Annotated in this window: 23 protein-coding genes and 1 riboswitch; of the genes, 7 read left to right on the top strand and 16 right to left on the bottom strand. The window is 67.4% G+C overall.

Annotated elements, in window-relative coordinates; translation table 11 throughout:
* Positions 1-37 precede the first annotated feature (37 nt).
* Positions 38-355, bottom strand: coding sequence for a tryptophan synthase subunit beta (locus AC2EAL_RS20205; RefSeq protein ID WP_484726041.1), 318 nt, complete (start codon positions 353-355; stop codon positions 38-40).
* Between the two features lie 139 nt (positions 356-494).
* Positions 495-2,993 carry a GcvT family protein gene (locus tag AC2EAL_RS20200; protein WP_484726040.1) on the bottom strand — a complete coding sequence of 833 codons (2,499 nt, stop codon included), beginning with the start codon at positions 2,991-2,993 and terminating at the stop codon, positions 495-497.
* A gap of 194 nt (positions 2,994-3,187) precedes the next feature.
* Here AC2EAL_RS20200 and AC2EAL_RS20195 point away from each other — a divergent pair, with 194 nt between their 5' ends.
* The gene (locus AC2EAL_RS20195; protein ID WP_484726039.1) at positions 3,188-4,477 is read left to right on the top strand and encodes a C13 family peptidase; all 1,290 of its coding nucleotides are present in this window, start codon (positions 3,188-3,190) and stop codon (positions 4,475-4,477) included.
* A 180-nt stretch (positions 4,478-4,657) separates the two neighbouring features.
* Complete coding sequence (gene speB, locus AC2EAL_RS20190) at positions 4,658-5,632, top strand: agmatinase (protein ID WP_484726038.1); 975 nt, start codon at positions 4,658-4,660, stop codon at positions 5,630-5,632.
* On the opposite strand, the gene AC2EAL_RS20185 is transcribed toward speB, so the two are convergent.
* The 4 genes from AC2EAL_RS20185 to AC2EAL_RS20170 form a co-directional block, all read right to left on the bottom strand.
* On the bottom strand, positions 5,629-6,843 hold the full coding sequence (locus AC2EAL_RS20185; RefSeq protein WP_484726037.1) for a hypothetical protein: 1,215 nt from the start codon (positions 6,841-6,843) through the stop codon (positions 5,629-5,631). The genes speB and AC2EAL_RS20185 overlap by 4 nt on opposite strands.
* Before the next feature lie 81 nt (positions 6,844-6,924).
* The gene (locus tag AC2EAL_RS20180; RefSeq protein ID WP_484726143.1) at positions 6,925-7,707 is read right to left on the bottom strand and encodes an iron chelate uptake ABC transporter family permease subunit; all 783 of its coding nucleotides are present in this window, start codon (positions 7,705-7,707) and stop codon (positions 6,925-6,927) included.
* Positions 7,700-8,497: a metal ABC transporter ATP-binding protein gene (locus AC2EAL_RS20175; RefSeq protein WP_484726036.1), complete on the bottom strand. Its 798-nt coding sequence runs from the start codon at positions 8,495-8,497 to the stop codon at positions 7,700-7,702. The genes AC2EAL_RS20180 and AC2EAL_RS20175 overlap by 8 nt, the downstream gene beginning before the upstream one ends.
* Complete coding sequence (locus AC2EAL_RS20170) at positions 8,494-9,003, bottom strand: Fur family transcriptional regulator (protein ID WP_484726035.1); 510 nt, start codon at positions 9,001-9,003, stop codon at positions 8,494-8,496. The genes AC2EAL_RS20175 and AC2EAL_RS20170 overlap by 4 nt, the downstream gene beginning before the upstream one ends.
* Before the next feature lie 66 nt (positions 9,004-9,069).
* Here AC2EAL_RS20170 and AC2EAL_RS20165 point away from each other — a divergent pair, with 66 nt between their 5' ends.
* Complete coding sequence (locus AC2EAL_RS20165) at positions 9,070-10,050, top strand: zinc ABC transporter substrate-binding protein (RefSeq protein WP_484726034.1); 981 nt, start codon at positions 9,070-9,072, stop codon at positions 10,048-10,050.
* A gap of 95 nt (positions 10,051-10,145) precedes the next feature.
* Here the strand turns inward: AC2EAL_RS20165 and AC2EAL_RS20160 are convergent, their stop codons facing one another.
* The 7 genes from AC2EAL_RS20160 to AC2EAL_RS20130 all read right to left on the bottom strand — a co-directional run bounded on the left by AC2EAL_RS20160 (position 10,146) and on the right by AC2EAL_RS20130 (position 17,602).
* On the bottom strand, positions 10,146-11,588 hold the full coding sequence (locus AC2EAL_RS20160; RefSeq protein WP_484726033.1) for a cobyric acid synthase: 1,443 nt from the start codon (positions 11,586-11,588) through the stop codon (positions 10,146-10,148).
* Positions 11,585-12,640, bottom strand: coding sequence for a FecCD family ABC transporter permease (locus AC2EAL_RS20155; protein WP_484726032.1), 1,056 nt, complete (start codon positions 12,638-12,640; stop codon positions 11,585-11,587). Before AC2EAL_RS20155 ends, AC2EAL_RS20160 begins: the two co-directional genes overlap by 4 nt.
* A 145-nt stretch (positions 12,641-12,785) precedes the next feature.
* Positions 12,786-14,108 (bottom strand): flavin monoamine oxidase family protein, encoded by a 1,323-nt coding sequence (locus AC2EAL_RS20150; protein ID WP_484726031.1) that lies wholly within the window; start codon positions 14,106-14,108, stop codon positions 12,786-12,788.
* Positions 14,109-14,133: 25 nt separating this feature from the next.
* Entirely contained in the window at positions 14,134-15,060 is a 927-nt protein-coding gene (locus AC2EAL_RS20145) for an ABC transporter substrate-binding protein (protein WP_484726030.1), read from the bottom strand.
* Positions 15,061-15,825 (bottom strand): ABC transporter ATP-binding protein, encoded by a 765-nt coding sequence (locus tag AC2EAL_RS20140; protein WP_484726029.1) that lies wholly within the window; start codon positions 15,823-15,825, stop codon positions 15,061-15,063. It abuts the gene before it with no gap.
* Positions 15,822-16,265: a DUF1636 family protein gene (locus AC2EAL_RS20135; RefSeq protein ID WP_484726028.1), complete on the bottom strand. Its 444-nt coding sequence runs from the start codon at positions 16,263-16,265 to the stop codon at positions 15,822-15,824. The genes AC2EAL_RS20140 and AC2EAL_RS20135 overlap by 4 nt, the downstream gene beginning before the upstream one ends.
* Before the next feature lie 30 nt (positions 16,266-16,295).
* A riboswitch (cobalamin riboswitch) is annotated at positions 16,296-16,513 on the bottom strand.
* A 75-nt stretch (positions 16,514-16,588) separates the two neighbouring features.
* Positions 16,589-17,602 (bottom strand): AraC family transcriptional regulator, encoded by a 1,014-nt coding sequence (locus AC2EAL_RS20130; RefSeq protein ID WP_484726027.1) that lies wholly within the window; start codon positions 17,600-17,602, stop codon positions 16,589-16,591.
* A 167-nt stretch (positions 17,603-17,769) separates the two neighbouring features.
* Between AC2EAL_RS20130 and AC2EAL_RS20125 the strand changes: the two genes are divergently transcribed.
* Positions 17,770-18,543 (top strand): SDR family oxidoreductase, encoded by a 774-nt coding sequence (locus AC2EAL_RS20125; RefSeq protein ID WP_484726026.1) that lies wholly within the window; start codon positions 17,770-17,772, stop codon positions 18,541-18,543.
* 14 nt (positions 18,544-18,557) lie between these two features.
* Positions 18,558-20,069, top strand: coding sequence for a flavin-containing monooxygenase (locus AC2EAL_RS20120; RefSeq protein ID WP_484726025.1), 1,512 nt, complete (start codon positions 18,558-18,560; stop codon positions 20,067-20,069).
* On the opposite strand, the gene AC2EAL_RS20115 is transcribed toward AC2EAL_RS20120, so the two are convergent.
* The gene (locus AC2EAL_RS20115) at positions 20,066-20,629 is read right to left on the bottom strand and encodes a winged helix DNA-binding protein (protein WP_484726024.1); all 564 of its coding nucleotides are present in this window, start codon (positions 20,627-20,629) and stop codon (positions 20,066-20,068) included. The two genes, AC2EAL_RS20120 and AC2EAL_RS20115, sit on opposite strands and share 4 nt — an antisense overlap.
* A 114-nt stretch (positions 20,630-20,743) precedes the next feature.
* On the opposite strand from AC2EAL_RS20115, the gene AC2EAL_RS20110 reads away from it, so the two are divergent.
* Together AC2EAL_RS20110 and AC2EAL_RS20105 are read left to right on the top strand one after the other, a co-directional pair.
* The gene (locus tag AC2EAL_RS20110) at positions 20,744-21,835 is read left to right on the top strand and encodes an LLM class flavin-dependent oxidoreductase (protein WP_484726023.1); all 1,092 of its coding nucleotides are present in this window, start codon (positions 20,744-20,746) and stop codon (positions 21,833-21,835) included.
* 6 nt (positions 21,836-21,841) lie between these two features.
* Complete coding sequence (locus tag AC2EAL_RS20105; protein WP_484726022.1) at positions 21,842-22,333, top strand: flavin reductase family protein; 492 nt, start codon at positions 21,842-21,844, stop codon at positions 22,331-22,333.
* On the opposite strand, the gene AC2EAL_RS20100 is transcribed toward AC2EAL_RS20105, so the two are convergent.
* The gene (locus AC2EAL_RS20100; protein WP_484726021.1) at positions 22,330-23,856 is read right to left on the bottom strand and encodes an indolepyruvate oxidoreductase subunit beta family protein; all 1,527 of its coding nucleotides are present in this window, start codon (positions 23,854-23,856) and stop codon (positions 22,330-22,332) included. The two genes, AC2EAL_RS20105 and AC2EAL_RS20100, sit on opposite strands and share 4 nt — an antisense overlap.
* Complete coding sequence (locus AC2EAL_RS20095; RefSeq protein WP_484726020.1) at positions 23,853-26,000, bottom strand: thiamine pyrophosphate-dependent enzyme; 2,148 nt, start codon at positions 25,998-26,000, stop codon at positions 23,853-23,855. Before AC2EAL_RS20095 ends, AC2EAL_RS20100 begins: the two co-directional genes overlap by 4 nt.
* Positions 26,001-26,049: the final 49 nt, after the last annotated feature.

Raw genomic sequence — 26,049 nt, 5'->3', positions numbered from 1 at the left:
CGCGTAGCACGGTGGCATGACAGGGATGCGACGGCTCTTAGTGCTTGCGTTTCCAGCGATGCGCCAGGACCCGGCCCTTGCGTCGTGCCCGGATGACGAACACCGAGATCGGACCGCGCAGGATCGGCAGGTCGACGGCAAGGAGGAGGAGGCCCAGGGGCAGCATCCAGATGCCGAGGACCGGCAGGAACGAGAACACCCCGCCCGCAATCAGCAACAGCGCGACCGGGAAGCGGATGGGGAACCAGCTGTCGCGACGCAGCGTGGACATCGGGCCCCGAAGCGGCGGGATCAACCGCTCCAGCGCGTCGAACTGTCGTTGGAACCTGCGTTCCCGTCTTTGTTTGGCAGCCATCGCGTTAAGATGGGTGTGGCGGGCGCGGCTTCAAGTTGCCAGCAATCAGTGCAGCCGCAATCCGCCGGGCGCCGAAATCTTCGAAGACGTCGGACCGGAGCCTTTGCAGGCTCCGGCACGATTTCTTCGAAGAAATCGCTTACCCGTCGATCCGGATGCGGGCGTTTGTCGGGTCGAAGGGGCTGTCCTCGGTCACGACGGCGTCCCACTCTTTCAGCTGGATCTTGACCTTCAGCTTCTGGCCCGGCTCGGCCAAGGCGGCGGGGACATAGCCCATGCCGATCTGCTTGCCGAAGGCGACCGAATAGCCGCCCGAGGTCAGGCGACCGACCTTGATCCCGTCATGGAGGATGGCTTCCTTGCCCCAGGGGTCCGTGTCCGAGGGGCCGTCGATCAGCAGGGTGACGCATTTCGCGCGGATGCCGGTCGCCAGCATCTTCTCCTTGCCGCGGAAGTTCTTCGTCAGGTCCACGAAGCGGTCGAGCGCGGCCTCCAGCGGGGTTGCGTCGCGGCCAAGCTCGCTCCCGAAGGCGCGGTAGGATTTTTCCTGCCGCAGCCAGTTCTGGGCGCGGGCTCCTACACCCTTCAGGCCGTGCTTTTCGCCCACCGACCATATCAGGTCCCAGAGGTAGCGACCGAATTCGATCGGGTAGTGAAGCTCCCACCCAAGCTCGCCCGTATAGGCCACGCGGACGGCGCGGACGGGGCACATGCCAAGCTCGATGTCGCGGTAGGAGAGCCAGGGGAAGCGCTTGTTCCCAAGGACGGTGTCTGGGTCGGCGTCCTTGACGATGTCCTTGAGGAGCGCGCGGGCATTCGGGCCGGCAAGGGCATAGACGCCCCATTGGGTGGTGACGTCGTGGATGTCGATGTGGCCCTTGCCTTCGGCCATCCAGTCATCCGCACATTTCTGCAGGAAGTCGTAGTCATAGGCCGTCCAGGCGCCGGCAGAGATCAGGTAGTATTCGTCCTGCTTCAGGCGGACGATGGTGTATTCGGTCCGCGTGGTGCCGTGGTCGGTGAGCGCATAGGTCAGGTTGATCCGGCCCACGTTCGGCAGCTTGTTGCAGGTGAAGTGGTCGAGGAAGGCCGTCGCCCCCGGGCCGCGCACCAGGTGCTTGGTGAAGGCCGAGGCGTCGATGATGCCGACGGTGTTGCGCACCGCTTCTGCCTCGGCCTTGGCGTAGGGCCACCAGGTGCCACGACGGAAGCTGCGCCCGTTGTGGTCGAAGTCGGCGGGGGCGTCCTTCGGGCCATAGTAGTTCGGGCGTTCCCAGCCGTTCACCTGGCCGAACTGCGCGCCCATTTCCTTCTGGCGGTCATAGGCAGGGGCGGTGCGCAGCGGACGGCAGGCTTCGCGTTCCTCGTCCGGGTGGTGCAGGATGAAGACGTGGTCGTAGCACTCCTCGTTCTTGCGGGAGGCGTATTCCGTCGTCATCCAGCCGCCGAAGCGCTTGGGGTCGAGGCTGGCCATGTCGATCTCGGCCTCGCCCTGGGTCATCAGCTGGGCGAGGTAGTAGCCGGTGCCGCCAGCGGCGGTGATGCCGAAGGAGAAGCCCTCGGCCAGCCACATGTTGCGCAGGCCCGGGGCCGGGCCGACCAGCGGGTTGCCGTCGGGGGTGTAACAGATCGGGCCGTTGTAATCGTCCTTGAGGCCCACGGTTTCCGAAGACGGAATCCGGTGGATGAAGGACATGTACTCCTGCTCGATCCGTTCTAGGTCGAGCGGGAAGAGGTCGGCGCGGAAGCTGTCGGGGACGCCGTACTGGAAGCGCGCGGGGGCGCCCTTTTCGTAGGGGCCAAGGATCCAGCCGCCGCGTTCCTCACGGACGTACCACTTGGCGTCGGCGTCCCTCAGGACCGGGTGCTGCGGGTTGGTCTTGCGCCATTCGACGAGGGCCGGGTCGGGCTCGGTCACGATGTACTGGTGTTCGACGACGACGGCGGGGGTCTTGATGCCGAGGAGTTTCGCGGTCCGCTGCGCGTGGTTGCCGGTGGCGGTGACGACATGTTCGGCAGTGATGTCGAAGGTGTCGTCGGTGGCGACGAGCATGCCGCCCTTTTCCTCAAGCCTTGTGCAAGAGACGATCCACTCCGACCCGGTCCAGCGGTAGCCGTCGACCTGCACTTTCCGTTCGATGGTAGCGCCCAGTTGCCGTGCGCCCTTGGCCATGGCTTGCGTCACGTCGGCCGGGTTGATGTAGCCGTCCTGCGGGTGGTAGAGCGCGCCGATCAGGTCCTCGGTCCGGACGAGCGGCCAGCGGTCCTTGATCTCTTTCGGCGTCAGGAATTCGTGGTACACCCCGGCGGTTTCGGCGACGGAGGAGTAGAGCATGTACTCGTCCATCCGCTGCTGGTGCTGCGCCATCCGCAGGTTGCCGACGACGTAGAAGCCGGGGTTGAGGCCGGTTTCCGCCTCCAGCCCCTTGTAGAAGTCGACCGAGTACTTGTGGATGTGGGTCGTCGCGTAGGACATGTTGAAGAGCGGCAGCAGACCGGCGGCGTGCCAGGTGGAGCCTGCTGTCAGCTCGTCCCGCTCGACCAGCATGGTGTCCCAGCCCGCTTTCGCCAGGTGATAGGCGATGCCGGTTCCGACGGCTCCGCCGCCGACGACGAGGGCCTTGACGTGGGTTTTCATGGAAGGGCACTCCGCAAAAGGTTTGCCCCTATCTGCCAGAGCGGGGCGAAAGCGGGCAAGTCCACCCGACCTTTGGCGTCAGAAAACGACATGATGTCGTATTGAACCCCCTGCGCTCTGCCTCACATCGGAAGGCAAGGGCATTTCACTGCTTTGCCGTAGTCTTGCCTGTTTCTTGAATTTCAACAGGGCACATGGAAAAGGCAGAATCGTTTACATCTCCGCCGGTAACCCCAGCCCGGCCCGCACTGATCGCGCTGGCGGCCATCGTGCTGTCCTGGCTCGCGGAATATGCGGCGCAGGTCGGCTATTCTGGGCCGGGGGGCGAGTTGTCGCTCTGGGGCGTGCAGCTGGCCGTCGCGCAAAGCGCGGTGGTGGTCACGGGCCTCGTGATCGGGCTGGCGCTGGTGGGGCGGATGGACCTTCTGGCGCGGATGGTGACGCTGCTGTTCCTGCTGATCGGGGTGATCAACCTGGCGCTGTGGACGCTGTATCGGGAGATGCCGCAGCTCTACGAGACGCAAGGGCGGGTCGAGGCGATCCGCGCGGTCGTCCTTCTGGTGCAGGTAGCACTTCTGGTCTGGCTGCTGCGCGCGCCCTTGCGCCAATGGCTGCGGGCGGGGCTGGTGATGGCGGTGGTGTTCATGGGGACGAAGGAGGTAGCGCTGCGCTGGTTCAGCGTCGAAGAGCTTTACGTCTTCCCGCTTGCAGCAGCTTCCGACGAGTACATCGTCGTCGATGTCGAGGGTTTGTATGCCGCGCAGGACCGGCTGATGGGCGAACAGGTCGCGGGTCTTGCGCCGCAGGTGCCGGGACAGACGGATGTCTTGGCCTTGGCCCTGGGCGGGACCGAGGATCAGTCTGTCTTCCTGACCGAGGTGGAGAGTGTCTCGGCCATTCTTGACGCGCAGTATGGCTCGGGCAACCGGACGCTGAAGCTCGCCAACAGCCATGACCATCCGACGCGCTATCCTATGGCGAACAAGTCCAACCTGGCCCGCGCGCTGAAGGAAATCGGGGCGCGGCAGGGGGCCGAGGACCTGGCCTTCCTGTTCCTGACCTCGCACGGGAAGGAGGACCTGTTCTCGCTGGACTTCTACGAGGCGGGAACAAGTGACCTGACAGCCGCAGAGTTCGCGCAGATGCTGGACGACAGCGGGATCGGTGCGGCGGTCATCGTGGTGTCGGCCTGCCATTCGGGGTCATTCATCGACGATATCGAGGCGCCGGACCGGCTGGTGATAACAGCGGCGCGGGGGGATCGGACGTCGTTCGGCTGCCGCGACGGGGCAGAGTGGACGGAGTTCGGCGAGTCGTTCTTTGACCGGGCCTTGCGGGGCGAGGCGGACCCGCGCAAGGCGTTTCCGGTTGCGGTCGAGGATGTTACACGCAAGGAACTGGCGGACGACCTGACGCCGAGCCTGCCGCAGATTTCCGAAGGCGCCGAGATCGGCGCGGTGCTGGACCGGCTGCTGGCGCGCTGACGGGCCGCTCGTCGTGCGCCTTCGGCTTCTCCTCGCTGGGGCATAGACCGCTCGTCGTCGACTTCGTCGCTCCTCGCAGGGGCCGCGCTGCCGACGAGGAGACGAAGTCGAACGAGGAGGGGTTCTTGTGGTCGGCCCGGTTCTGCGCAAGGTTGGCGCGGAGCATGAGGAGCGCCCCAGATGACCCGTTTCAACCAACCCCTCGGCGGCAACGAGATGCCGCGTTTTGGCGGACCGGCGACGATGATGCGGCTGCCGGCGGCGACCAGCGCAAAGGGGCTGGATGCGGCCTTCATCGGGATTCCGATGGACCACGGGACCTCCAACCGCCCGGGCACGCGGCTGGGGCCGCGGCAGATCAGGGACGAGAGCCGGATGATCCGGCCCTACAACATGGCCACCGGTGCCGCGCCCTTCGAGCATCTGCAGGTCGCGGACCTGGGCGATGTGGCGATCAACACCTTCGATCTGAAGAAGACGGTGGATATCATCACCGCACATTACCGGGGGGTGCTGGCGGAAGGGGTGATCCCGTTGACGCTCGGCGGCGATCACACGCTGACCTGGCCGATCCTGCGGGCGATCAAGGAGCGACATGGACCCGTCGCGCTGATCCATGTCGATGCCCATGCCGACATCAACGACACCATGTTCGGTGAGAAGGTCGCCCACGGCTGCCCCTTCCGCCGCGCGTGGGAGGATGGCTGTCTGCAGAACGACAAGGTGTTCCAGATCGGTCTGCGGGCCACGGGCTATGCGGCGGACGATTTCAACTGGGGCCGCGACAAGGGCTGGACGGTGGTGCAGGCTGAGGAGTGCTGGCACAAGTCGCTGACGCCCTTGATGCAGATCATCCGGCAAAGGATCGGCGATGCGCCGGTCTACCTGACCTATGACATCGACAGCCTGGATTCCGCCTTTGCGCCGGGGACCGGGACGGTGGAACCCGGCGGGCTGTCCACCTGGCAGGGGCTGGAGATCATCCGGGGCTGCGCCGGGCTGAACCTGGTGGGCTGCGACCTTGTGGAGGTGTCACCGCCCTATGACCCGTCGGGCAACACCGCGCTGATCGCGGCGAATTTCCTGTACGAGATGCTGTGCGTCCTGCCCGGCGTGCCGCTGAACCCGTCGCGCTTTTCCGGGCTGGCGTTCTAGTCCGCAGCGCCCTCGACCAAGCAGGTCTTTCGGCCGCCTTCGGTAATGCAAGTGCCGACGCCGACCTCGATCTTGGCGTTGTTGGGTACGCTTCCCGGCCTTCCCGAGCCAGAACCCATCTTCGCCTCGGTCTTGCCAAGTTCGTCGGCGATGGCGCCGTAGAGCGCTGCGGAATGCGCGGCGGCCGAGGCGGCGTCGCCGGACTTGGCGGCGGCGATCAATCCGTCCTGATGGGCCTTGCGCTGTTCCTCGGACAGCGCCGGGTTGACAGCGACCGCGGGCTCATCCCCGCCAAGGATCGCCTGTCGCAAGGCACCGAAAATCGATCCTTCGGTCGGTGCCTTCGTCGCCTCGGCGGTATGTTCGACAAGGGCGGCAATGCGGCCGGCTTCCTCGCGGCTGGCCTTGTCGGCCTCGCGCGAGGCGCGGTCGGCGAGGTAGGTTTCGCGGTCGGCATCGCCCAGGGCCGAGACCAGCACGATGACCGGGACCTTGCCCAGGCCTTCGACCGTGTCGATCACGCTGGCATTCATCGCCTCGACATGCAGGGTCTCGAAGAAGGCCAGCAGTTCGGCGTCCTTCATCCGCTTGGGGGCGAGCACCCGCAGATGGATCTGCGCGCCGACATCGGCCAGGAACAGGCGACCGCGGAAGCCCTCGGGCAGAAGGTCTTCGGTCACATCCAGGCCGCGGACCGTCATGAATTCGGTCCCGCGGAACTGGGCGGATCTTTCCTGCAGCTCCTGGCGCTGCTGCAGCGCCGTCGCGCCGGTGAAGATCTGGTTCGGGTAGCGCACCGCCTGAACCAGCACGGTACGGTCGCCCTTTTCGTAGACAACGGTCGCGGTTTCGGTGCCTTCGCCCGAGTCGGTCTTGACCAGTGTGTTCAGAGCGGACACGGCGGCCTTGTCGGCCTTTTTCGATTCCTTGGGCAGGAAGGGCTCGATATCGGTCGCGGCGACGGCGCGGATTTTCCATCCTTCGGGGGCGCGGGGCAGCATGTCGGCAAGCTTGGTCGGCAGGCCATCCGCACGAGCCGCGCCGCCGGTCAGGCCGGCAATTCGACCGGAGAGGCCGGAGAGGTATTCGGGGAAGGTCAGGCTGTCGGCGCCATCGCCCCCGGCCAGGCGCGCGGACATCTTGAAGTCGTAGAACATGTAGCCGCCCGCCGTGGTGGCCATAAGCAGGAATGTGCCAAGAATCCGTATCATGCGCCCGTCCTTCGATGCCCGCGTGGACGCGGATAGCCGGGAATTTTGGCAAGGTTCGGGCAAGCGCGAAGAAATTTGCGCCTAGGCAGGTCGCCGCAGTGAAGAAAGCGCGAAAAGCAGCGCGGCGACAACAATGATCGAGGGGCCGGTGGGCGTGTCCTGCCAAAGCGACAGGCCAAGCCCGCCAAGCCCGGAAGCCGCGCCGATCGCGATTGACATCAGCGCCATCGCCTCGGGCGTGCGGGCCAGGCTGCGGGCGGTCGCGGCGGGGATGATCAGCATGGCGGCGATGAGAAGCGCGCCCACGATCTTGAGCGCGACTGCGACGACCAGGGCAAGGGCGATCACCAGGATCAGCCGCTCGCGGTCGGGGCGGATGCCGGCGGCATGGGCCAGGTCTTCGCTGAGCGTGGTGGTCAGAAGCTGCTGCCAGCGCCAGGCCAGAAGCGCCAGCACCGCGAGCGCGCCCAGCCAGACCAGCGCGAGTTCTGACCGCGAGACAGCGAGGATGTCGCCGAAGAGATAGCTCGACAGGTCGGTGCGGACGGCGGGGAAAAAGCTGATCGCAACGAGCCCGAAAGCGAGCGCGGAATGGGCAAGGACCCCGAGCGTGGTATCCATCGCCCAGCCGCGCGCCGACAGGCCTGCGACAGTGACGGCCATGGCCAGTGCGACGGTGAGGGTGCCAAGGCCGATGGGCAGGTCCGTCGCCAGTGCCAGGGCCACGCCCAAGACGGCGGCATGGGCGGTGGCATCGCCGAAATAGGCCATGCGCCGCCAGATCACGAAAGACCCCAGCGGGCCGGTCGCCAGCGACAGGCCGACGGCGGCAAGACCGGCACGGACCAGGAAGTCGTCAAGCATGGTCATGCTCGTGCTTGGGGTGCGGATGCCCGTGATCGTGGTGGTCGTGATGATGATCGTGGTGGTGGTGCGCCGGGCCGTCGTCGTGACCGTGGTCATGTTCGTGCCGGTACAAGGCCAGCGCGCCCTGCGTGCCAAGACCGAACAGCGCCCGGTATTCCGGCGCAGTGGACACGACGCGGGGCGTGCCTTCGCAGCAGATATGGCCGTTCAGGCAGATCACCCGGTCGCTTGCGGCCATCACCACATGCAGGTCGTGGCTGACCATCAGGATGGCCGCGCCGGTCTGGTTCCGGACCTCTTCGATCAGCTGGTAAAAGCTCGCTTCGCCTGGCTGGTCGAGGCCCTGGGTCGGCTCATCCAGCATCAGAAGCTGCGGGTTCCCCAGAAGCGCGCGGGCCAGCAGGACGCGCTGCTGCTGCCCGCCGGACAGGGCGGTCATCTGGTCAGCACCATGGCCTGCCATGCCGACGCGGGCCAGGGCGGATTCGGCCGCGGCGTCATCGACCTTTTTGGGCAAGGACAGGAAGCGGCGGACGGTCATCGGCATGGTCCGGTCGATCATCAGCCGTTGCGGGACATAGCCGATGCGAAGGTCACTTGACCGGGAGATCTGGCCTTCGGCGACCGGAACAATCCCCAGAAGGGCGCGCAACAGCGTCGACTTGCCCGAGCCGTTGGGGCCGAGGATCGTCACGATCTCACCCGGTGCGACCGACAGGGTGATGTCGTGCAGGACTTCATCCGCCCCGAAGCGGATGCACACATGGTCGGCGGAGATCAGGCTCATGCTTTGCCCCGGCAGGCGGGGCAGAGGCCCAGCGCCTCGATGGTGGTGCGTTCGACCTGGAAACCCGCCTTCGCGGCCTCGGTCTCAAGCGAGGCGCGTGCGGCAGTGGCAGCGGCCTCGGCGACGGTGTGGCAGTTGCGGCAGATCAGGAAGGCGGGGGCGTGATCTTCGCCCATGTGCGCGCAGGCGGTGAAGGCGTTCAGCCGCTGGATGCGGTGGGCAAGGCCCTGGTCCACAAGGAATTCCAGCGCGCGATAGGCGACCGGGGGCTGGTTGCCGAAGCCGTCCTGCGCCAAGCGCGCCAGCACGTCATAGGCGCCAAGCGCCTTGTGTTCCTCCAACAGAATCTCCAGCACCCGGCGGCGGACCGGGGTCAGGCGGGCACCAGTGGCGGCGGTCAGCGCCTCGGCCCGTTCCAGCGCGTCATGCGCGCAATGGGCGTGGTCGTGCGCCGCGAAGGCCAGGTCGGGCGCCGCACATCCGGGGCAGTCATGGGGGTCGGACATCGCCGCTCTTGACCTGTTATGATATTACATACATATGGATCGGCGACCGGGAAAGGAAGCCTGCCCATGCGTTATATCATCACTCTTCTTGCGACTGCCACCCCCGCCCTGGCCGAGGTGCCGAAGGTGGTGACCGACATACCGCCGGTGCATGCGCTGGTGGCGCAGGTGATGGGGGACCTCGGGACGCCGGAGCTCCTTTTGGCCAAGGGCGCGGACGAGCATGACTTTCAGCTGCGGCCCAGCCAGGCAGGGGCGGTGGCGGATGCGGATCTGGTGGTGTGGATTGGGCCGGAGCTGACGCCCTGGCTGGAAGGCGCCATGGAAGGTCGGCCCGAAGGCGCGGCGGCCTTGGCACTGCTGGACGCCGAGGGGACGATGCGGCGCGCCTATGGCGAGGCGAAAGCGGAGGGCCACGAGCACAAGGATGAGCATGGGCACGAAGAGGAGCATGCCCATGAAGACGAGCATGCCCACGAGGAGGAGCATGCGGAAGAGGCGGGGCATGACCATGGCCACGACCATGGGTCCGAGGACCCGCATGCCTGGCTTGACCCCGGCAACGCGCAGGTCTGGCTGGGGCTGATCGCTGCCGATCTGAGCAAGCTCGACCCGGGCAACGCGGCGACCTACGCGGCGAATGCGGCGGCGGCGGGCGAGCAGATCGCTGCGCTGGATGCCGAGTTGCAGGCGTTGCTTGCACCGGTCAAGGACAAGCCGGTCGTCACGTTCCACGACGCCTATGGCTACTTTGCCGACCATTATGGCCTGAACTTCGCGGGCAGTATTGCGCTGGGGGATGCTTCGTCGCCCGGCGCGGCGCGGCTGGCGGAACTGCGGGGTGAGTTGGAGGCGGGCGGTGTGGTGTGCCTCTTCCCGGAGGTGCAGCATGACCCGGCGCTGGTCGAGCAGTTGGCGGAGGGCACCACGGTCAGGATCGGCGGGGCGCTGGATCCGGTGGGGTCCTCGCTGGATGCGGGGCCGGGGGCCTATGCGGCGCTTCTGGGTGGGATGGCGCGGACGATTGCCGACTGCGCGGGCGGGTGATGTCCACGCAGGACAGGTGCCTGGGCCCCTGAAACATCAACACGATAGCTGTGGGCGTTAACGATCTGGCAAGGTAGGTGGGCGTGTCGCCCACCCTACTCTTGCGCCAGGGTGAGGAGCCTTGCGCAATCGACATGCGCGGCAAGGTGGTCGGCCAGAGCGTCGAGGGTTTCCTCCACCGTCCGGTCGTAGCTTTGGTTCCCCGGTGTCGCGCCGAGGCTGGCGAGGAAAGCACGGCGGAAGGCGTCTTCGGTGAACATGCCGTGCAGGTAGCTGCCCATCACCCGCCCATCGGCACGGATGGCGCCTTCGGGCTGGCCGTTCACGGTGAACATCGGCTGCGCGCGGTCGGGGCCGTCCGTGCGGCCGAGGTGGATTTCGTAGCCCTTGACCTTCGAGCCTGAGGCGGGGTGGAGCGCCTCGGTTTCCGTCACGCGTTTGTCGGGTGTCATGGTGGTGGTGAGGTCCAGAAGGCCGAGGCCGGGGACGGAGCCCGGTTTGCCTTCGATGCCCGCGGGATCGGCAATTTCGCGCCCCAGCATCTGGTAGCCGCCGCAGAGGCCGAGAACTTTCGCGCCCCGGCGCAGGGCGGCGGCGAGGTCGATGTCCCAGCCTTGCGCGCGGAAGTGGGCGAGGTCGGCGATGGTGGCCTTGGAGCCGGGGAGGATGATGAGGTCGGCCTCGACCGGCAGGGGCTGGCCGGGTTTGATGATCCGTAGGGTTAGCCCTGGTTCCTGGGCGAGGGGGTCGAGGTCGTCGAAGTTGGCGATGCGGTTCAGATGGGGGACAGCGATCAGGAAGTCTCCGCTGCCGCGCGTGCCGCCAAGGTCGGCGGCGTCTTCGGCGGGGAGTTTGTGGGCGTCGGGGAACCAGGGGATGACGCCGAGGCCGGGCCAGCCGGTGCGGGTCTCGATCAGGCAGTAGCCGTCATCGAAGAGGCGCGGGTCGCCGCGGAACTTGTTGATGAGGAAGCCGCGGATCATGGCGGCGTCAGTGGGGTCAAGGACAGCTTGCGTACCGACCAGTTGCGCGATGACACCGCCGCGGTCGATGTCTCCGGTCAGGATCACCGGGGTCTGAGAGGCGATGGCAAAGCCCATGTTGGCGATGTCGTTGGCGCGCAGGTTCACCTCGGCCGGGCTGCCCGCGCCTTCGACGATCACGAGGTCGGCTTCGCGCTGGAGCCGGTGGAAGCTGTCCAGCACCGGGGCCATCAGCTGCGGCTTCAGCGCGGCGTAGTCGCGGGCCTTGACGGTGGTCAGGCGTTTGCCCTGGACGATCACTTGCGCGCCGGTCTCTGACTCGGGTTTCAGGAGGACGGGGTTCATGTCGACATGGGGCTGGACGCCACAGGCGCGGGCCTGCAGAGCCTGGGCGCGGCCGATTTCGCCGCCTTGGGCCACCGCGGCGTTGTTCGACATGTTCTGCGGTTTGAAGGGGCGGACGGTCAGTCCCTGACGCGTGAAATGGCGGCAAAGGCCAGCGACGAGCAGCGACTTGCCGACGTTCGAGCCTGCGCCCTGGATCATGATCCTCATGACTTGCGGGCCATCAGCCAGAGGAAGAAGACGCCGCCAACAAGGCCGGTGACGACACCGATCGGCATGTCCTCGGGCGCCATGACGACGCGGGCGACGGTGTCGGCGGCGACGAGGAAGATGGCTCCGAGGAGGGCGGAGAGGGGCAGGACGCGGGCATTGTCACCGCCGACGGCGAAGCGGACGAGGTGCGGCATCATCAACCCGACAAAGCCGATGAGGCCGGAGAAGGCGACCATCACGCCGGTGATGAGCGCGCCTGCGACGAAGACCGACAGGCGGAAGCGGGCGACGGGGATGCCGAGGGAGGCGGCGGTTTCATCCCCAAGGGACATGGCGTTCAGCGCACCGCTTTGCGACCAGAGCCAGAGACCGGCGGGGACAAGGACGGCGAGGGGGTAGATCAGGTGGCTCCACTGCGCAAGGCCGAGGCCGCCGAGCATCCAGAAGACGACGGTATGGGTCGCCTTGGGATCGCCAAGGAAGATCAGCACGTTGGCCCCGGCCATAATGATGAAGCTGACGGCGACGCCCGCCAGCACGAGGCGGTCGGCGCTGGTGGCTTGCGTGACCTGGGTGACGAGGAGGACGAGGAGGGTGGCGGCGAGCGCCCCGCCGAAGGCCATCAGCGGGACGGTAAGAAGGCCGAGGAAGAGGCCGGTGTGAAGAAGGGCGGCAATGGCGCCGAAGGCCCCGCCCGAGGAGATGCCGAGGAGGTGGGGGTCGGCGAGGGGGTTGCGGGTGACGGATTGCAGGGCCGCGCCGGTGATCCCGAGGCCTGCACCGACCAAGGCTGCGAGAAGGGCGCGGGGGAAACGGATGTCCCAGACGATGGCCTCACGCCCCTCGGTCCAGTCGGGGGTGACGAGGCCGGGGATCAGGTGGTTGGCCAGGACGCCCCAGACGGTGGAAAGGGGGACGGGGACCGCGCCCACGGAGACGGCGAGGAGGATGGCGAGGAAGAGGACGCCGCCGCCACCAAGCGCGAAGCCCGCGCGGCGGGTGAGGCGGAGAGTGGCGGAAGTGGGGGCGGTGAGGGGCGTTTCGGTCATGCCGTTTCCCCTGGGATGGCTCGTCGTGCGCCTTCGGCTTCTCCTCGCGGGGCGGTCAGCGAAGAGCGGCGAAGCCGGGCGATGAGCGGGGTGACGGGGCGCTCGTCGATGCCCTTCGGGCACTCCTCGCTGAGTCGATACGGGGTCATCCGGCGCGCTCCAGGATCGTGCGGGCGGCGGTCTGGCCGGAGAGGTAGGCGCCGTGGGCGGTGCCGGAATAGTCGGGCTCGGTCGCTTCGCCGGCGAAGACCAGGCGGCCGTCCCAGTCGGACCCGGCCAGGGCGCGGCGGGTCGTGGGCGAGGTGCCGGTGGCGTGGAAGGAGTAGGAGCCGAGCGCGAAGGGGTCCTGCGACCAGCTGGTGACTTGGGCCGCAAGGGGGGCGGGGAAGGCGGTGCCGAACATCGCCTTCAGGGCGTCATGTGCAGCGGCCATCATCGCGGCGTCGTCGAGGGCTTCCTTTTCGGCGGCCTGCGATCCGGCGTGGAAGGCGAGGAGGACAGGGGCCTTCAGTGCCCGGCCAAGGCTGACCCACTGCGACCAGTGGCCGTCCATTGGGGAAAGCCACTCCATCCAGTCGACACTGTCGTCCCAGGCGATGCGGTCGAAGCGCAGCCAGCATTTGTTCAGAAGGCCCATGCCGAGGCTGTCGACGGCGGCTTGCCGTGCCGGGGCGAGGGGTTCGGCAAAGGCGACCCGCCCGGATTGCAGGACGCCGAGGGTCAGAGTGACGATGGCCTGGTCGGCGGCGATGGTGGTGCCATCGGCCAGGGTCGCCGTGATGCCGGTGGCGGTGGGGGAAAGCGCGGTGACGGTTTGGCCAAGACGGATGGTCAGGCCTTGTGCGAGGTGGGTGGTCAGCTGGTCGATGCCGGCGGGGAAGAGGACATCGGGGCCGTCGAACTCTTCCGCGGCGTCAATGGACCAGGCGGAGGCCTTGGTCCAGTCGCCCGCGTATTCCTGTTCGAAAGCGCCGTTGATGTAGTGGCGGACGTTGCGACGGGTCTGGGGGTCGGCGTCGGCCCAGTCGGGGGAGGACTGGACAGCTTCGGCCAGGGAGATGTCTTTGGAGCGGTCCTCGGCGGCGGCGCGAGCGTCTTCGACGAGGGCCTCGGCGGCGTCATGCCCGAGGTCGGCCTCTTGCCCATCGGCGCCAAGCGAGAGGCTGCGGTCGTAGGAGGTGGCGATGCGCTGTGCCCCGGCCTCGTCGGCCAGCGCAGACAGGGGGTTGCCCTTGGTCCCGTGGATCCAGCTGGCGCCGAGGTCCATGGGCAGATCCGGCCAGAGGCGCGAGGTGCGGAGGCGCCCGCCGATCCGGTTGCGCGCCTCGATCACGGTGACCTGATGCCCCGCCGCCTGCAGGTCGCGCGCAGCGGCAAGGCCCGCGAGGCCCGCGCCGATCACCAGGACCTGGCGGGGCGACTGCGCACGGGCGCGGGACGCCAGAAGCGCGGCGGGCAGAAGGGTCATGGCGGCGCGGCGGTTCATCCGGTGGTCAGTTCCCCCAGAAGCCCGCCACCAGCTTTTCCACCGCGCGGATGTTGCGGGGGCCGGGGGTGGCTTCGACGTATTCCAGCACCACATAGCGGTCGTTCTTCACCGCGTCGATGCCCGCAAAGGCGGGGTTGGCTTCCAGGAAGGCGATCTTCTGCTCGGCCGTCACGTCGCCGTAGTTCACGATGACGATGACCTCGGGGTTCCGTTCCACCACCGGCTCCCACGCCACCGTGGCCCAGCTTTTGTCGAGGTCGTCCATGATGTTGCGGCCGCCCGCCGCCTCGATCAGCGCGGTGGGGATGGCGTAGGCCCCGGCGGTGAATGGGGTTTCCTCGCCACTGTCATAGACGAAGACGCGGAGGGGGTTCGTGCGGTCGACGGGGGCGGTGAGTTCGGCAAGCCTTGCCTCATACCCCGCGACAAGGGCCTTTGCCCGATCCTCGACACCGAAGATGGTGCCGAGGTTGAGGAGATCGTTGTACATGTCCTGCATCGAGGACTTGGCCTTGGGGCCGACGAAGATGCAGCTTTCGGTCAGTTCATAGGTCTTGATGCCGAGGGGTTCCAGCGTTTCCGGCGTGACCTCGCCGCCGACCTTCATGCCGTAGTTCCAGCCGGCAAAGAAGAAGTCCGGTTCGGCCCCCGCCAGGACTTCGCGCGTGGGGTATTGGGCGGAAAGCTCGGGCAGTTCGGCGATGCCTTGGCGCAGTTCCTCGTCCAGCGTCTTCCAGCCCGAGACGCCGGTGTAACCGACCATCCGGTCGCGGAGGCCAAGGGCCAGCATCATCTCGACCAGGTTCACGTCGTTGGCGATGGCGCGGGTCGGGGCGGCGTCGAAGGTGACGTCGCGGTTGCAGCTTTTCACCGTGACCGGGAAGGCGAGGGCGGGGGTGGAAAGGAGGAGGAAGGCGAGGAGGGATTTCATCTAGTGGTCCAGTTGGAAGGAGAAACGGGGCGCGCCGCTGGTGCGGTCGATGCGGGGGATGACCTGGAAGGCCTGGGCGATGGTTGCTTCGGTCAGGGCCTGATCGGGCGGGGCGTCGGCGATCACGCGACCCCGGTCGAGGATCAGGACGCGGTCGGCGAAGTCGGCGGCGAGGGTGAGGTCGTGGAGCGTGCAGACGACGGCAAGGCCAAGGCCGCGGAGGAGGGCGAGGAGCTCCAGCTGGTGGCGGATGTCGAGGTGGTTGGTGGGCTCGTCCAGCACCAGGATGCGCGGTTCCTGCGCGAGCGCGCGGGCGACCATGACGCGCTGGCGTTCGCCGCCCGACAGGGTGCCGAAGCGCCGGTCGGCGAGGTGGGCCAGGTCCATGCGGACCATCGCGGCGTCGGTGATCGCCTTGTCGCGGGTGCCTGGCCCCATGCCCTGCCGGTGGGGCAGGCGGCCGAGCGCGACGATGTCCCGGGTGGTCAGCGCAAAGTCGGTGGGCTGTTCCTGCAGGACGGCGGCGACAGTGCGGGCGGCCTCGCGCGGAGGGGTCAGCCAGAGGTCGCGGCCCTGGATAAGGACCGTACCAGAGAGGGGCGCCTGGTGGCGGTAGAGGAGGCGGAGGAGCGAGGACTTGCCCGCCCCGTTCGCGCCGCAGATCGCCAGGACCTCGCCCTCGGCCAGTGTGAAGGAGATGTCGTGCAGGATGGCAGGGGCGCGCTTTGGCCCCCAGGTGACGTTGCGAAGTTCGAGGACGGTCATTGGATTGCCCCCTCCCGCGTCACGATCATGGCCGCCGGGATGCGGGCGAGGGTGGTGTCGCAGAGGCTGGGCGGCAGGTCGCGGCCGGTCATCCAGCCGTCGTTCAGCGCGGCATAGCTGCGGGCGAAGGCGATGAGGTCGTCCAAAGGCTGGTCGGGGTCGATGTCGCCGAAAAGCCAGGTGGCTTTCTCGGTCGCGCGGTAGCCGACGACGCAGGGTTCGCCGTGGTCGGGCACGCAACCCGCAAGGCAGGCGGTGCCGGAGACCTCGAACTGGTCACCAAGGTCGGCCATGGCGATGGCGGCGCGCAGCCGTTTCAGAAGGTCAAAGCCCGGCTTGCAGGCGTCGCCCTTGTGCTTGCAGGCCTTGCAGACAAGGATCTGGTGCGGCGCGGATTGCGCTACGGAATAGGGTCGGGCCTTGGGCCGCGGGTCGTCCATCGAACACTCCTTCCGGGGCACCCCGCCCGGCGGTCATTGGTTTCGATGGCAGGTCTCCTGACTTCGCGGGTCTATGCTCTCCCCCCACCTTCCCGGCTGAATGCCAGTGGCTTCGGAGGGGTCGCTCGCCGCTTACAGTTGCGGGGGCAGTCGGGGATTTGGCGGCTGATGCCTACACCTCACCCCGTTCCCTTTTCACCCGGGCCACGCTTTGCGTCATGCCGGGAACCATCACGTCCTTGTGTGCTCCGGATCGGGCCCTGGTGCAAGACGGAAAGCGACACTTTCGCCGATGACCGCGCCAGCGGTGAGGAGGCCCCAGACTAGTCCGATGCGCCCGGCCCGCGTGCCGACCGCAGGGTCTGGCTGGGCGAGAGACCATAGCGTTGCCGGTAGGCCTGCGAGAAGCGGCCGAAATGCGCAAAGCCCCATTTCAGCGCCACCTCGGTGACCGAGCCTTCGCCCGCCGCCAGCGCCTGGTGCGCACGCTGCAGCCGCAGGTCGCGCCAAAAGCCAAGCGGCGAGGTGCCGCGGTGATCGCGGAACGCCAGTTGCAACCCGCGGACCGAGATGCCCGCCGCCTGGGCCACGTCCTCGACGGTGATCTGGTCGGCAAGATGCGCCTCGATGTAGCCCTCGGCCAGGCGCAGGTGGCGGGGACGCGGCAGGGCCCGGCTGCGGCCGAGGTCGGCGGCATAGTCGTGGTGGCTCGCCTCCAGTAGGCCCGTCATCAGCGTGGCCTCGACCTGCCGCGCCAGCATGCCCTGCCCTAGGGGACATGCGCCCTGATCGGCTTCGGCGACGAGGTAGAGGAGCAACCTGCGGAGGGCGGCCCCAGCCCCGCTGGTCACGTCCAGGGGGCCATCAAAGCTGATCGGGCGGTCGACGGGGTGACCAAACTGGGCGGCAAGATGGGCCATCAGCGCCTGGCGGTCGATCTGGAGGAGAAGCTGGCCGGTGCCTTCCTCCCAGATCATCGTGGTTTCGCGGTGCGGGTTCAGCACCGCCGCCTGGCCCCGGTCAGACAGGTACTGTGCCTTGCCGTTGACCACGGCGGCCCGTCCCGACAGCGGGATCTGCACCAGGTAGAAGGTTTCCAGCGCCCCGGGCGCGATCAGGGTGCGCGCGCCGTATTCGATGTAGTTGAGGCTAAGGCCTGCGCCCGCCAGGTGGTGGTGCCGGGCATCCAGCCTTGCGCCCTTGCCGATGGTTTCCAGCCGGTGCGGGCAGAAGACGGCGGCGACCTTGTCGCGCGCCTCGTCCAGGTCGCGCGAGGCAAACAGCGCATGGGCGGCCAGGGGCCGCGCGCCGTTCAGTGCCAAGGGGCCTTGCAGCATTGCCCGCATCCCAGGTCGCCAGATGCGACAGGCTAGCATGGCGGGGCCGGGGACGGACGCTTTGTCGCAGATTTTTTCGTTTTCCGGATAGTGGCCTCGCCCGGCGGATAGCGCGGACGGTACGGGGGGCGGAAACTCTTTCAAGTTTCAAGGAACTGGAGGGAGCGATGCGCGGATTGCAGGGCAAGGTGGCGATCGTGCCGGGCGGGGTCACCAAGATCGGGCAGGCCGTCGTGACGGCGTTTGCCGAGGCAGGGGTCCGGGTGATGGTCGCCGACATCGTCGATGCGCCTGCCGGGATGCTGTCTGATTCGGTGGCGTTCCAGCGCTGCGACCTGCGGTCGGATGCCGAGATCGCGGCGCTGGTGCAGGCCACCAAGGCGCGCTTCGGCCGGGTGGATTTCCTGGTCAACGTCGCCTGTTCCTACCTGGACAAGGGGGCCGAGACCACGCGCGCCGAATGGTTGGAGGCGCTGGATATCAACCTGGTCGGGTCGGTCATGCTGATGGAGGCCGCGCTGGGCGAGTTGAAGGCCACGAAGGGTGCGATCGTGAACTTCGGGTCGATCTCCTCCCGCGTGGCGCAGACCGGGCGCTGGGTCTATCCGGTGTCGAAGGCCGCGATCCTGCAGCTGACGCGGAACCAGGCGATGGACCTGGCGCCGCATGGCATCCGGGTCAACGCGGTGAGCCCGGGCTGGACCTGGTCGAACATCATGGACCAGCTGACCGGCGGGAACCGGGCCAAGACCGATGCCGTCGCGGCTCCGTTCCACCTGCTGGGCCGGGTCGGCAACCCCGAGGAGGTGGCGGCGGCGGTCCTGTTCCTGTGTTCGGACGAGGCGAGCTTCATCACCGGCACCGATATCCGCGTGGACGGCGGCTACACCGCGATGGGCCCCGAACAGGCCGAGCCCGCGATCCCGAAACTGATGTCCTGAGAGGGAGCCACCCCATGAAGATCGCCATCATCGGGGCCGGGTTTGCCGGCCTGACCACCGCGCGTCACCTGCGCGACTTCGGCCATGAGGTGACCGTGTTCGAGAAGGTCCCCGACGTGGGCGGGGTCTGGAGCCGGACGCGGCTGTACCCCGGGGTCAGCACCCAGAACGGCAAGGACACCTATTGCCTGTCCGATTTCCCGATGCCGCGCGACTACCCGGAATGGCCGAGCGGGCAGCAGGTTCAGGCCTATCTGGAAAGTTATGCCGACCAGTTCGGGCTGAAGCCCATGCTGCGCCTGTCGACCCCGGTCACCCGGGCTGAACAGGGCGCGGACGGGCGCTGGGCGGTGACGTTCCGGCCCGAAGGCGGGGCAGAGGCGACCGAGACCTTCGATTTCCTGACCGTCTGCAACGGCATCTTCTCGGTCCCCGCCGTGCCAGACTTTCCGGGAGCCGAGGCGTTCCGCGCGGCGGGGGGGGAGATCTGCCATTCGTCGGAATTCCTGAACCTCGATGAGGCGCGCGGCAAGCACGTGGTGGTCATCGGCTATGGCAAGTCGTCCTGCGATGTGGCGGTGGGGCTGGCGGATGTGACGGCCTCGATGACGGTCGTTGCGCGCGAGCTGATCTGGAAGATGCCGAAGAAGCTGGCCGGGGTGTTGAACTACAAGTACCTGTTCCTGACCCGGATGGGCGAGGCGCTGTTTCCCTATATCCGCCTGCAGGGGTTCGAGAAGTTCCTGCATGGCGCGGGTCGCCCGGTGCGCAATTCGATGGTCGGCTCGGTCCAGTCGGTGATCACCCGGCAGCTGAAGCTGAAGCAAAGGGGCGCCCTGCCGCGCGGGTCGTTCGAACGCATCGCCCGGTCGACCGTCAGCCTCGTGACCGACGGCTTCTTCGACCGGCTGGCCACGGGGCGGATCGCGCTGAAGCGCGACGATGCCATCGCGCAGCTGATCGTCGAGGGCGGGCGGCGGTTTGCGCTGCTGAAGTCCGGTCAGAAGATCCCGGCGGACATCGTCATCTGCGGCACCGGCTGGCGGCAGGAGGTGCCGTTCCTGTCCGCAGACCTGCAGGCCCGCATCCAGGACAAGCGCGGCAACTTCCGGCTTTATCGCTGCATCCTGCCGACGGGCGTGCGGAACCTGGCGTTCAACGGCTACAACTCGTCGTTCTTCTCGCCCCTGTCGGCAGAGATGGGCGCGCTGTGGATCGCGGCCTATCTGGGTGGCGGCCTGACCCTGCCGTCCGAGGCCGAGCAACTGGCGATCACCGACCAGCGCCTGCGCTGGATGGAGGAGCGGACCGAGGGCAAGCATGCGCGGGGAACGAACATCATCCCGTTCTCGATGCACCAGATTGACGAACTGCTTGCGGACATGGACCTGTCGATCGGCCCGCTGCAGCGGTTCATGGAATGGCAGATGCCGGTGAAGCCGGGCCGCTATGCGCGGGTAGCGAAGGCGCTGCACCGGCGGCTGGACCGGCCGCAGGTCCAGGGGGTTAAGCCGGCGCTGGCCTAGCCCCGCCGGTGCGTGGCGGCGACGCGCGAGATCTCTTCGTAGATGCCAGAGAGCAGGTTCAGGGTCCGCGTCGCATCCGCCAGGCGGTCGCTGAACCCCGGCACGTTCGCCACGGCCTGGATCAGCAGCCGCCGCCGCAGCGCGCCGTAGTCGTCGGTCACGCGGCGGCCTTCATCCGTCACTTCATAGGTCACTCCGGACCGCCCGGCCCCCTTGCGCAGGACCAAACCTGCGCCGATCAGCTTGCGCAGGCTGTACTGGATGTTCGGCACGTCATCGCGGTTGGTCAGCCGGGCGAGGTCCTTGATCGACTTCGGACGGTCGTTCATCCGGATGATGTGCAAAAGCGCATTCTCCGGCCCGGTCGCCGCAAGGTCGCAGACCGAGGCCAGGCATTCCGACTGCCAGCGCCCGAATCCCTCGAACGTGCGCATCAGCGCGAACTCCAGTTCCGTGGTGTCGACCTCGGTCGGGCCTTCGGCCAGGTGCCAGTGCCAGTCGAGCCCCGGCACCGGCGGCTCGGAGCCATCCTTTTGAGGTTGAAGCGTTTTCCCAGCCATCCCTGCACCCTTTGCCCGTCCCGACCTTGGCCGCACGCCGCCGTTGACGCAAATGGAATTTACGATAGACTTTCAAACATAAAATATCACCAAAACTGCAACAGGGATACCATCATGCCGCACCACCCGATGCTGTCGGGCGATCGCTTTCGCCTGGGCACCTTCTCGACCAACTGCTCGTCGGGGATGACCCCCACCAAGGTGCCCGAACGCTGGGTGAATAGCTGGGACAACAACCTGAAACTGGCGCAGATGCTGGATGAGGCCGGGATCGACTTCATGCTGCCCATCGCGCGCTGGATCGGCTATGGCGGCGAGACGGATTTCCACGGTGGCGTCCTGGAGACGATGACCTGGGCCGCGGGCCTGCTGGCAGCGACGAAGAACATCGCGGTCTTCGCCACGATCCATACCGCCGCGAACCACCCGGTGGTGGTGGCAAAGCAGATGGCCACCATCGACCACATCAGCCATGGCCGCGCGGGGCTGAACATCGTCGCGGGCTGGAACAAGCCGGAGTACGAGGCGCTGGGCCTGACGCTGCCGGACGACCACGAAACCCGCTACGGCTATGCGCAGGAATGGTTCGACCTGGTGCGCAAGCTGTGGGCGTCGGACACGCATTTCGACTGGGACGGCAAGTACTTCAAGGCCAAGCGGGTGAAGGGCGACCCGAAGCTGGTGCGCGGATCGGTGCCGATCATCAATGCTGCAGGCAGCCCGCAGGGGCGCGAGTTCGCCACCGACAACGCGAACTTCCTGTTCACCCCGGCCATCGACCTTGACCGGTCGAAGACCGAGATCGCCGAGCTGAAGGCCCAGGCCCGCGCCAAGGGACGCGAGGTGAACGTGCTGACCTTCTCCCATGTCATCTGCCGTCCGACCGAAGCCGAGGCCAAGGCCTATGCCGATTACACCGCCGTCCAGAACGCCGATACCGAGGCGGTGGACAACCTGGTGCGCCTGCAATTCGCCCATGCGCACAGCTTTCCGCATGACCTTCTGGCGCAGATCAAGCACCTGTTTGCGTTGGGCCATGGCGGCTACCCCCTGATCGGCACACCGGACCAGGTGGCCGAAGGCATCCTGCGGCTGCATGCGGCGGGCTTTGCCGGGACCACGCTGTCCTTCGTGGATTACGTCGAAGAGTTCCCCTATTTCCGCGACACGGTGCTGCCGAAACTGGCCGCCGCCGGGATCAGGTAGGGCAGGATGGACGGGGAACCGACCGCGAAGGAATTCCGCGCCGCGATGGGCGCTCTTGTCGGCAACATCAGCGTCATCACCGTGGGCGATGGGGATGAAGCGTCTGGTCTGGTCGTCACCTCGGTCGTGGCCCCGTCCGTTGACCCGCCCTTGTTGCTGGCTTCGATCAGCCGCACGGCGTCGAGCCACCCGCTGTTGGTCAGGTATGGCCGCTTTGGCTGGTCGTCGCTCGGGGCCGCGCATCAGGCGGTAGCCGAACGGTTCTCGGGCTTTGGCGGGGTGAAGGGGCCGGCGCGCTATGACGGGGCGGAGTGGGAGAACGCCGTGACCGGGGCGCGTCTGCTGAAGGGGGCACCCGTGGCGTTCGACTGCACGGTCGAAGAGATGATCGAGCGGGACACCCATTCCATCCTGATCGGCCGGGTCCGCGCCATCCGCACGACGGCGGGCGCGGGTGGGCTGGTCTGGTGGAACGGCAGTTTCCGTGCGCTAAGCTAGACGAAGCTGCGGATCGTCTGGATCGCGCCGTCGAGCGCCTTGCCTTCCTCGTCCTTCAGGGCGGCTTCGCGCAGGCGGCGCGCCCAGTCGGCTGCGTCTTCGCGCCCCGTGACCAGGTCGATGGCCGCGAGGACCCGGTCGAACTTCGACAGCCCGCGCGCGAGGGTGTCGGAATAGCCCTTCACCAGGCGGCGGCAGCGGATCACCTCGACCCCCAGGGCGTAGTCCTGGGCCAGCGCGGCCTCGGCGCGGGCCAGCCAGGCCTCGCGGTGGAGGGTTTCCTGGTGATGCCGCAGCGTCTTGCGCCGCCAGCCCTTCAGGCCCGCCAGGACGTACAGCATGAGGAAGCCGCGCAGGGAATCGGTGCGCAGGCGACGGCCCTTGTTGAACAGCCGGTCAACCAGCGCCATGCGCCTGGGGTTCGCGGCCCAGCGGGCGCCCATCCGGGCGGGGAGGAGCGAGACCAGTTCCTCGGCCCGGGGGTGCAGGAATTCGGTCACCTGCATCAGCTTGCCGGTCTTCGCCCCCATTTCCGAGGCGATCCGTTCGTTGCGCCCGGCCCTGGTCTTGGCGCCTGCCACGCGGATGATGTCGTCATAGGCCATGGCGTTGGCCAGGTACTTCGCCGCCTCACGCGTGAAGTCCCAGGGCGCGCGGTCCTTGGCGGCTAGGGCCTGCAGCCGGGTCAGGTAGTCGCGGCCATAGGCGATGTCCTGAAACTCCACCACCTTGCGCAGGCCAAGCGCGGCTAGGTCGCGGGCGGGTTCGGGAAGCCGCGATACTTCCGCCTCAAGCGCCTGCCAGTCGGCCATGAGGCGCGCGGGGCCGGTCACCATTGGCGTGCTGGTCTTGGGCGTGGCGGGCGGTTCTGCCTGGTCGCCCTGCGCCGCCGCATAACCCGCCGCAAAGGCGCGGAGCGAGCCTTCGACGCCCTTGCCTGAGGCGCGGATCGCGGCCTCGAATGCTTCACGCGGGAAGGGGAGGGCCCCCGACGCGGCCAGTGCGCCGAAGAGAGAGGCCGAGATCACCGAGCCAGAGTTCACCGCCAGCGCGTCGAAATCGGCGGCGATCAGGCGGCGGGCGGCGACCTCTGCCGCGGCCATCACCTCGGCGCTGCTGGCGATGCCGTCGCCCGGAACGATCTTTTCGCTGACCGCCAGCGCGCGATGGGTGGAGGTGATGAGCGTTGTCCGGTCCGGGGTCACGAAGCCACGGATGATCGAGCGGCCTGCCTCCATCAGCTCGGCGCTGATCATGATGTCGACGTCGCCCGCGGCGGGCATGAGGGAGAAGATCGGCTTGGCCTCGGCCTTCGGGGCCATCTCGACATAGTAGACCGTGGCGCCGGTGCGCTGGGCGACGCCCGCGACGCTCGTTGCCTGCGCCTCGTAGCCATTGGCGCGGGCCAGGTCCTCGATCCAGCCGGTCAGGACGCCGCCGCCCTGGCCGCCGACGGCAAGACAGGCCAGCTTGATGATGCCGCCAAGCTTGGGGTCGGGTTGGCGGGGGTCGAGCATGGTCATGCCGTCTCTCCGAACGACAGGCTTCGGGCGGCGCGGCGGCGGATCAGCCAGCCGATCACCCGGGCGCGGAAGGCGGCCCAGCGGGATTCGAGGCGGCCCGGGTTATGCACCACATCGGCGCGGTAGAAGCTGGGGCAAAGGACGGCGGCATCCGCGACCTCGCCACAGTTGCCGCAGCCGACGCAGGACTGGTCGATGCTGGCGACCGGGTCATCGCGCAGGGGATCATCCAGCCGCTTCAGGGACAGCGAGGGGCAGCCCGACAGGCGGATGCAGGCATGGTCGCCGGTGCAGATGTCCTCATCGACGCCGAAGCGCGGGGCCTCGACCCGGCGGCCATCCTTGATGGCCTGGGCCACCAGCGGCTTTTCCCGGCGCTGCTTGTTCAGCATGCATTCCGACGAGGCGACGATGACCTTCGGCCCCTTCTCCGGGGTGGTCAGCGCCTCACGTATCGTGTCCCGCATCCGGGCCACGTCGTAGGTGCGGTCGATCTGGCGGACCCAGGTGATGCCGATGCCGCGCAGGGCCTTCGAGATCGGGTTCTTCGTGGCCTTGGTCGCATTGTCGGCGCGTGAGGACATCAGGTCCTGCCCGCCGGTCGCGGCCGAATAGTAGTTGTCGACGATGATCGCCACGCCGTCCGACTTGTTGAAGGACATGTTGGTGAAGCTGGACGAGAGGCCGTTGTGCCAGAACCCGCCGTCGCCAATGATCGCGACGGGGCGCTTTTCGCCGCCGCCGTCAAAGGCGCCGTTTGCCGCTGGGCCAAGGCCATAGCCCATGGTCGCACCCCCGATCTCGAACGGGGGCAGCGAGGCGAAGAGGTGGCAGCCGATGTCGGCAGCGATCTGGTGCTTGCCAAGCTCCTTCTCCACCAGCTTCATCGCGGCGAAGATCGGGCGTTCCGGGCAGCCGGTGCAGAATCCAGGCGGGCGGATCGGGACGGTCTTGGTCAGGTCCGGGATCGCCGGGCGTTCCATGTTCGGCGCGCGGACGGCGGCGGGCAAAAGGCCCGGGGCGGCCTGGCGGATGAAGCCTTCGACCGCGTCCAGCATCACCGCGCCGGTGTATTCCCCCGCCATCGGGAACAGGCCCTTGCCGTGCAGCTTGACCGTCGATCCGGCGCGGTAAAGGAACGAGCCGAACTGGGTTTCGATGAATTCGGGCTGGCCTTCCTCGACCACCAGCACGTTTTCCTTGCCCGCGCAGAAGTCGAGGAATTCGCTGGAGATCAGCGGGTAGGTCACGTTCAGGACGTAGATCGGAATCTCCGACCTTCCGTAGATGTCGGCCAGCCCCAGCCGCTGCAGGGCGCGGATCACGCCGTTGAACATGCCGCCCTGCACCACGATCCCCAAGGGGGCCTGCGCGGGGCCGAAGAATTCGTTCATCCCCTTGTCACGGATGAACTTTTCGGCGGCAGGCCAGCGGTTTTTCACCTTGTCCTGTTCATGCGCATAGGACATCGGTGGCAGGACGACCCGGTTGAAATCGCTGCGCGGTTGGGCAAGCGCGTCGCGGACCGTAAGGCTTGGGCGCTGGTTGTCGGCGCAGTCGAAGCTGCCGGTCACATGGCAAGACCGGATGCGGACCATCAGCATGACCGGGGTGTTCGAGGCTTCGGACAGGTCGAACCCGTCCTTCACCGCGCGCACGATGGACGGCAGGTTCGGGCGCGGGTCCAGAAGCCACATCTGCGCCTTCATCGCGAAGGGGTGGCTGCGTTCCTGCATGATGCTGGAGCCCTCGCCGTAATCCTCGCCCACGATGACCAGCGCGCCGCCGGTGACGCCCGAGGACGACAGGTTCGCCAGCGCGTCGGAGGCGACGTTCACCCCGACCGGCCCCTTGAAGGTCACCGCGCCCCGGATCGGGTAGTGGACCGAGGCCGCCAGCATCGCCGCCGCCGCCGCCTCGTTCGCGTTGGCCTCGAACCGGACGCCAAGCTCGGTCAAGAGCTCTTCGGCATCGGCCAGCACGTCCATCAGGTGGCTGATCGGTGCGCCCTGGTAGCCGCCGACATAGCCCACGCCGCTTTCCAGAAGCGCCTTGGTGATGGCCAGAATCCCTTCGCCGGTGAAGACCTCACCAGCGCCGAGTTTCAGGTGCTCTACCTCTGCCTTGAAGCTGCGTTCTGCCATCGCCTTCGTCCTGCCTGTCGCAAGGGCCACTGCGTCCAGCCGAAAGGCC

It is taken from the genome of Tabrizicola sp. T74, from assembly GCF_057219935.1.
The sequence above is the reverse complement of the archived record's forward strand: the minus strand, read 5'-3'. Positions and strand labels throughout refer to the sequence as shown.

Excerpts from the sequence above, each read along its gene's own strand:
- AC2EAL_RS20205 (WP_484726041.1), bottom strand. The coding sequence starts at position 355 with ATGGCTGCCAAACAAAGACGGGAACGCAGGTTCCAACGACAGTTCGAC.
- AC2EAL_RS20200 (WP_484726040.1), bottom strand. The coding sequence starts at position 2,993 with ATGAAAACCCACGTCAAGGCCCTCGTCGTCGGCGGCGGAGCCGTCGGA.
- AC2EAL_RS20195 (WP_484726039.1), top strand. The coding sequence starts at position 3,188 with ATGGAAAAGGCAGAATCGTTTACATCTCCGCCGGTAACCCCAGCCCGG.
- speB (WP_484726038.1), top strand. The coding sequence starts at position 4,658 with ATGACCCGTTTCAACCAACCCCTCGGCGGCAACGAGATGCCGCGTTTT.
- AC2EAL_RS20185 (WP_484726037.1), bottom strand. The coding sequence starts at position 6,843 with ATGATACGGATTCTTGGCACATTCCTGCTTATGGCCACCACGGCGGGC.
- AC2EAL_RS20180 (WP_484726143.1), bottom strand. The coding sequence starts at position 7,707 with ATGCTTGACGACTTCCTGGTCCGTGCCGGTCTTGCCGCCGTCGGCCTG.
- AC2EAL_RS20175 (WP_484726036.1), bottom strand. The coding sequence starts at position 8,497 with ATGAGCCTGATCTCCGCCGACCATGTGTGCATCCGCTTCGGGGCGGAT.
- AC2EAL_RS20170 (WP_484726035.1), bottom strand. The coding sequence starts at position 9,003 with ATGTCCGACCCCCATGACTGCCCCGGATGTGCGGCGCCCGACCTGGCC.
- AC2EAL_RS20165 (WP_484726034.1), top strand. The coding sequence starts at position 9,070 with ATGCGTTATATCATCACTCTTCTTGCGACTGCCACCCCCGCCCTGGCC.
- AC2EAL_RS20160 (WP_484726033.1), bottom strand. The coding sequence starts at position 11,588 with ATGAGGATCATGATCCAGGGCGCAGGCTCGAACGTCGGCAAGTCGCTG.
- AC2EAL_RS20155 (WP_484726032.1), bottom strand. The coding sequence starts at position 12,640 with ATGACCGAAACGCCCCTCACCGCCCCCACTTCCGCCACTCTCCGCCTC.
- AC2EAL_RS20150 (WP_484726031.1), bottom strand. The coding sequence starts at position 14,108 with ATGACCCTTCTGCCCGCCGCGCTTCTGGCGTCCCGCGCCCGTGCGCAG.
- AC2EAL_RS20145 (WP_484726030.1), bottom strand. The coding sequence starts at position 15,060 with ATGAAATCCCTCCTCGCCTTCCTCCTCCTTTCCACCCCCGCCCTCGCC.
- AC2EAL_RS20140 (WP_484726029.1), bottom strand. The coding sequence starts at position 15,825 with ATGACCGTCCTCGAACTTCGCAACGTCACCTGGGGGCCAAAGCGCGCC.
- AC2EAL_RS20135 (WP_484726028.1), bottom strand. The coding sequence starts at position 16,265 with ATGGACGACCCGCGGCCCAAGGCCCGACCCTATTCCGTAGCGCAATCC.
- AC2EAL_RS20130 (WP_484726027.1), bottom strand. The coding sequence starts at position 17,602 with ATGCTGCAAGGCCCCTTGGCACTGAACGGCGCGCGGCCCCTGGCCGCC.
- AC2EAL_RS20125 (WP_484726026.1), top strand. The coding sequence starts at position 17,770 with ATGCGCGGATTGCAGGGCAAGGTGGCGATCGTGCCGGGCGGGGTCACC.
- AC2EAL_RS20120 (WP_484726025.1), top strand. The coding sequence starts at position 18,558 with ATGAAGATCGCCATCATCGGGGCCGGGTTTGCCGGCCTGACCACCGCG.
- AC2EAL_RS20115 (WP_484726024.1), bottom strand. The coding sequence starts at position 20,629 with ATGGCTGGGAAAACGCTTCAACCTCAAAAGGATGGCTCCGAGCCGCCG.
- AC2EAL_RS20110 (WP_484726023.1), top strand. The coding sequence starts at position 20,744 with ATGCCGCACCACCCGATGCTGTCGGGCGATCGCTTTCGCCTGGGCACC.
- AC2EAL_RS20105 (WP_484726022.1), top strand. The coding sequence starts at position 21,842 with ATGGACGGGGAACCGACCGCGAAGGAATTCCGCGCCGCGATGGGCGCT.
- AC2EAL_RS20100 (WP_484726021.1), bottom strand. The coding sequence starts at position 23,856 with ATGACCATGCTCGACCCCCGCCAACCCGACCCCAAGCTTGGCGGCATC.
- AC2EAL_RS20095 (WP_484726020.1), bottom strand. The coding sequence starts at position 26,000 with ATGGCAGAACGCAGCTTCAAGGCAGAGGTAGAGCACCTGAAACTCGGC.